This is a genomic window from Sphingosinicella sp., from assembly GCF_052387495.1.
Classification (GTDB): Bacteria; Pseudomonadota; Alphaproteobacteria; order Sphingomonadales; family Sphingomonadaceae; genus Allosphingosinicella.
This window is the reverse complement of the sequence record NZ_JBQTJC010000039.1, coordinates 1-3973: the sequence shown is the minus strand read 5'-3', so window position 1 is coordinate 3973 and position 3973 is coordinate 1. Positions and strand designations below refer to the sequence as shown.

6 protein-coding genes and 1 pseudogene are annotated in these 3973 nt (G+C 66.5%); 1 reads left to right on the top strand and 6 read right to left on the bottom strand.

Features of this window, described 5'->3' with window-relative positions:
• Positions 1 to 28: 28 nt before the first annotated feature.
• The 6 genes and pseudogenes from ACT4N8_RS02450 to ACT4N8_RS02425 all read right to left on the bottom strand — a co-directional run.
• A complete protein-coding gene (locus ACT4N8_RS02450) occupies positions 29 to 352 on the bottom strand; it encodes a 50S ribosomal protein L23 (protein ID WP_444856548.1) in 324 nt (107 codons plus the stop codon).
• Positions 345 to 974, bottom strand: coding sequence for a 50S ribosomal protein L4 (gene rplD, locus ACT4N8_RS02445; RefSeq protein ID WP_444856547.1), 630 nt, complete (start codon positions 972 to 974; stop codon positions 345 to 347). Before rplD ends, ACT4N8_RS02450 begins: the two co-directional genes overlap by 8 nt.
• 1 nt (position 975) lies before the next feature.
• A complete protein-coding gene (gene rplC / locus ACT4N8_RS02440) occupies positions 976 to 1854 on the bottom strand; it encodes a 50S ribosomal protein L3 (protein ID WP_444856546.1) in 879 nt (292 codons plus the stop codon).
• A 188-nt stretch (positions 1855 to 2042) separates the two neighbouring features.
• Positions 2043 to 2354 (bottom strand): 30S ribosomal protein S10, encoded by a 312-nt coding sequence (rpsJ, locus tag ACT4N8_RS02435; protein WP_044450118.1) that lies wholly within the window; start codon positions 2352 to 2354, stop codon positions 2043 to 2045.
• 143 nt (positions 2355 to 2497) lie between these two features.
• Positions 2498 to 3688, bottom strand: a complete 1191-nt coding sequence (tuf, locus tag ACT4N8_RS02430; RefSeq protein WP_444856545.1) for an elongation factor Tu — start codon at positions 3686 to 3688, stop codon at positions 2498 to 2500.
• A 23-nt stretch (positions 3689 to 3711) separates the two neighbouring features.
• Positions 3712 to 3855, bottom strand: a pseudogene (locus tag ACT4N8_RS02425) (hypothetical protein); the annotation flags it as partial.
• On the opposite strand from ACT4N8_RS02425, the gene ACT4N8_RS02420 reads away from it, so the two are divergent.
• On the top strand, positions 3836 to 3973 hold a 138-nt coding region (locus ACT4N8_RS02420; RefSeq protein ID WP_444856549.1), incomplete at its 3' end, for a GTP-binding protein. The pseudogene ACT4N8_RS02425 and the gene ACT4N8_RS02420 overlap by 20 nt on opposite strands.

The following is a 3973-nucleotide window of genomic DNA, read 5'->3' as shown; positions in this document are numbered from 1 at the left end:
TATTGCTTGAGTGCCATCGTCCCTAGCCTCAGATACCGGTGGTGACGTCGATCGACTGGCCGTCGGCCAGCGTCACGATCGCCTTCTTGACGTCCGAGCGGGTGTAGGGCCGGCCCTTCCAGCGCTTGGTCTTGCCCTTGGTCGTCAGGGTGTTGACGCCCGTCACATTGACGTTGAACAGCGCCTCGACCGCCGCCTTGATCTGCGGCTTGGTGGCGCTGCCCGCGACCTTGAAGACGACCGCGTTGTGCTCGGAGAGCAGCGTCGATTTCTCGGTGATATGGGGGGCGAGGACGACATCGTAGTGATTGATGTCGACCTTCGGCGCCGCGCTCTGCTTCGCCTTAGCCATTGAACCGGGCCTCCAGCTTCTCGACCGCGGCGCGGGTCAGCACCAAAGTCTCGTGATTGAGGATGTCGTAGACGTTCGCGCCCATCGCCGGGAGGAGATTGACCTCGCGCAGGTTCGACGAGGCGTGGGCGAAGCCGACGTTGATCGCGTCGCCGTCGATCACCAGGGCGGTCTTGCCGAGGCCGAGCTTGCCGAGCTGCGCCTTCAGCGCCGCCGTCTTCGCTTCGTTCACGTCTAGATTGTCGAGCACGACCAGATGGCCGTCCTTGGCCTTGGCCGACAGCGCCATGCGGAGGCCGAGCGCGCGCACCTTCTTGTTCAGCGACGGATTGAAATCGCGGACCCGGGGGCCGTGCGCCTTGCCGCCGCCGACGAAGATCGGCGCGCGCCGATCGCCGTGACGGGCGGTGCCGCCACCCTTCTGGCGGCCGTACTTCTTGCCGGTGCGGGCGACGTCGCTGCGCTCGCGCGCGGCGCGGGCGGTGCCGCGGCGCTTTTCGAGCTGCCAGGTGACGACGCGATGCAGAATGTCGGCGCGCGGCTCGAGGCCGAACACCGCATCGTTGAGCTCCAGGTCGGAGCCCTTGCCCTTGCCGTCGAGGGTCTGAACCTTGACCTTCATCTTAGTCTTCCTTGTTCTCGTCGGCCGCGCCGGCCTCGCCGGCCTCGGCGCCCGGAGCAGTCTCCTCGCCGTCGATCGGCGCGCCCGCATGCTGCTCGCGCAGGATGGCCGCGGCCTCCTCGGCGGTCGGACCGGTCGGCGCGGCATGGGCCGCGGCTTCCTCGACCATGCCGGCCGGCGCCTCTTCGTGGACGATCTCGGCGGCGATCTCGCGGATGCCGGCGGGATAGGGCACGGTGTCGGGGCGGGCGATCTTGACGGCGTCCTTGACGACCAGCCAGCTGCCCTTGTGGCCCGGCACCGAGCCGCGCACGAAGATGAGGCCGCGCTCCGCGTCGGTGCGCACGATTTCGAGGTTCTGCTGGGTGCGGTTGCGCGCGCCCATATGGCCGGCCATCTTCTTGTTCTTGAAGACGCGGCCCGGATCCTGGCGCTGACCGGTCGACCCGTGCGAGCGGTGCGAGATCGAGACGCCGTGGGTGGCGCGCAGACCCTTGAAGCCCCAGCGTTTCATCGCGCCGGCGAAGCCCTTGCCCTGGGTCACGCCCTGGACGTCGACCATCTGGCCCGCGACGAAATGGTCGGCGGTCAATTCGGCACCGACGTCGAGCAGGCCGTCCTCGTCGACGCGGAATTCGACCACCTTCGCCTTGGGCTCGACCTCGGCCTTGCCGAAATGGCCGCGCTGCGGCTTCGACAGGTTCTTCGCCTTCGCCGAGCCGGCGCCGAGCTGGACGGCGGTATATCCGTCGCGCTCCGCCTCGCGGCGGGCAACGACCTGAAGATTGTCGAGCGCCAGGACGGTGACCGGAACGTGCCGGCCGTCTTCCTGGAACAGGCGGGTCATCCCCACTTTTTTCGCGATCACGCCGGTGCGCATGACCAAACTCCTTCGACAGAGGCCCCCGACCAAGCGCCGGGGGCGTGTTGACCCGCTAAAACGATGCGTGCCCCGCCTGGGCCAGAGCTTCGCCCGAAGGCGAAACGGCGGGGACGCAGACCCGGGCAAGCCCGGCGGTATCCTCCGTTTTTGTCATCCCGGCCTTCGCCGGGATGACGGCTGGCGCGTTACGCCAGTTTGATCTCGACGTCCACGCCGGCGGCGAGGTCGAGCTTCATCAGCGCGTCGACCGTCTGCGGCGTCGGCTGCACGATGTCGAGCAGCCTCTTGTACGTCCGCACCTCGAACTGCTCGCGCGACTTCTTGTCGATGTGCGGGCTGCGGTTCACGGTGAACTTCTCGATGCGCGTCGGCAGCGGAATGGGGCCACGAATGAGCGCGCCCGTGCGGCGCGCCGTATCTGCAATGTCGCCCGTGGCCTGATCGAGCACACGATGATCGAACGCCTTCAGGCGAATGCGGATATTCTGCGTTTCCATGTCCAACTACCGATGCGAAAGAGCCAACCCCTTGCGGGGCAACACGGTTTCACCGGGACCAGACGGCCCCGGATCGGCCAAAAATCAACTCGAAAAGCGAGCCGCCCGAATCTCGTGAGGGACCCGGGCGGCTGGCCCCTATATTACTTCGTAATCGTGCCGACAACCCCCGCGCCGACGGTCCGGCCGCCTTCGCGGATCGCGAAGCGCAGGCCCGGGTCCATGGCGATCGGGGCGATCAGCTTCACGCCCAGAGTGACGTTGTCGCCCGGCATGACCATCTCGGTGCCCTCGGGGAGGACGACCTCGCCGGTCACGTCCGTCGTGCGGAAGTAGAATTGCGGACGATAATTGGCGAAGAACGGCGTGTGACGGCCGCCCTCGTCCTTCGACAGGACATAGACCTCGGCCGAGAAATCGGTGTGCGGCGTGATTGAGCCGGGCTTGGCCAGAACCTGACCGCGCTCGACCTCCTCACGGCCGACGCCGCGCAGCAGCGCGCCGATATTGTCGCCCGCCTGGCCTTGGTCGAGCAGCTTGCGGAACATCTCGACGCCGGTGACGACGGTCTTGGTCGTGTCCTTGATGCCGACGATCTCGACTTCCTCGCCGACCTTGACGATGCCGGTCTCGACGCGGCCGGTGACGACGGTGCCCCGGCCCGAGATCGAGAACACGTCCTCGATCGGCATCAGGAACGGCTTGTCGAGCGGACGCGCCGGGAGCGGGATCCACTCGTCGACCGCGGCCATCAACTTCAGGATCGACTGCTTGCCGGTCTCCTCGTTCGAATCCTCCAGCGCGGCGAGCGCCGAACCGGAGATGATCGGGATGTTGTCGCCGTCGAAGTCGCGCTTGGAAAGCTCCTCGCGGATCTCGAGCTCGACGAGCTCGAGCAGCTCGGGATCGTCGACCTGGTCGACCTTGTTCAGGTAGACGACCATGGTCGGCACACCGACCTGCTTGGCGAGCAGGATGTGCTCCTTGGTCTGCGGCATCGGGCCGTCGGCGGCCGAGACGACGAGGATCGCGCCGTCCCTCAGCGCCGCGCCCGTGATCATGTTCTTGACATAATCGGCGTGGCCCGGGCAGTCCACGTGCGCGTAGTGGCGCTTGTCCGACTCGTACTCCACGTGCGCCGTCGCGATCGTGATGCCGCGCGCGTGCTCCTCCGGAGCCTTGTCGATCTGGTCGTAGGCGGTATAGGTCGCCCCGCCGGTCTCCGCCAGAATCTTCGTGATCGCCGCCGTCAACGACGTCTTGCCGTGGTCAACGTGGCCAATCGTCCCTACGTTGCAGTGCGGCTTCGTCCGCTCAAACTTCGCCTTCGCCATGGTCTGCTCCCTTACCTTCCGCGCTAAGCCATCTTGGCGCGGACTTCATCCGCGATCGCCGGCGGCACTTGCTCGTAGTGATCGAAATGCATGGTGTATTGCGCGCGGCCCTGAGTCATCGACCGCAGCGTGTTGACATAGCCGAACATATTGGCCAGCGGCACCATCGGTCACGTCGACCATGGCAAGACCTCGCTGACCGCGGCGATCACCAAGGTGCTCGCCGAGACCGGCGGCGCGACCTATACGAGCTACGCCAACATCGACAAGGCGCCGGAGGAGCGC

Bases quoted from the DNA above. Each gene is read 5' to 3' on its own strand.
- ACT4N8_RS02450 (WP_444856548.1), bottom strand. From the start codon at position 352: ATGGCTAAGGCGAAGCAGAGCGCGGCGCCGAAGGTCGACATCAATCAC.
- rplD (WP_444856547.1), bottom strand. From the start codon at position 974: ATGAAGGTCAAGGTTCAGACCCTCGACGGCAAGGGCAAGGGCTCCGAC.
- rplC (WP_444856546.1), bottom strand. From the start codon at position 1,854: ATGCGCACCGGCGTGATCGCGAAAAAAGTGGGGATGACCCGCCTGTTC.
- rpsJ (WP_044450118.1), bottom strand. From the start codon at position 2,354: ATGGAAACGCAGAATATCCGCATTCGCCTGAAGGCGTTCGATCATCGT.
- tuf (WP_444856545.1), bottom strand. From the start codon at position 3,688: ATGGCGAAGGCGAAGTTTGAGCGGACGAAGCCGCACTGCAACGTAGGG.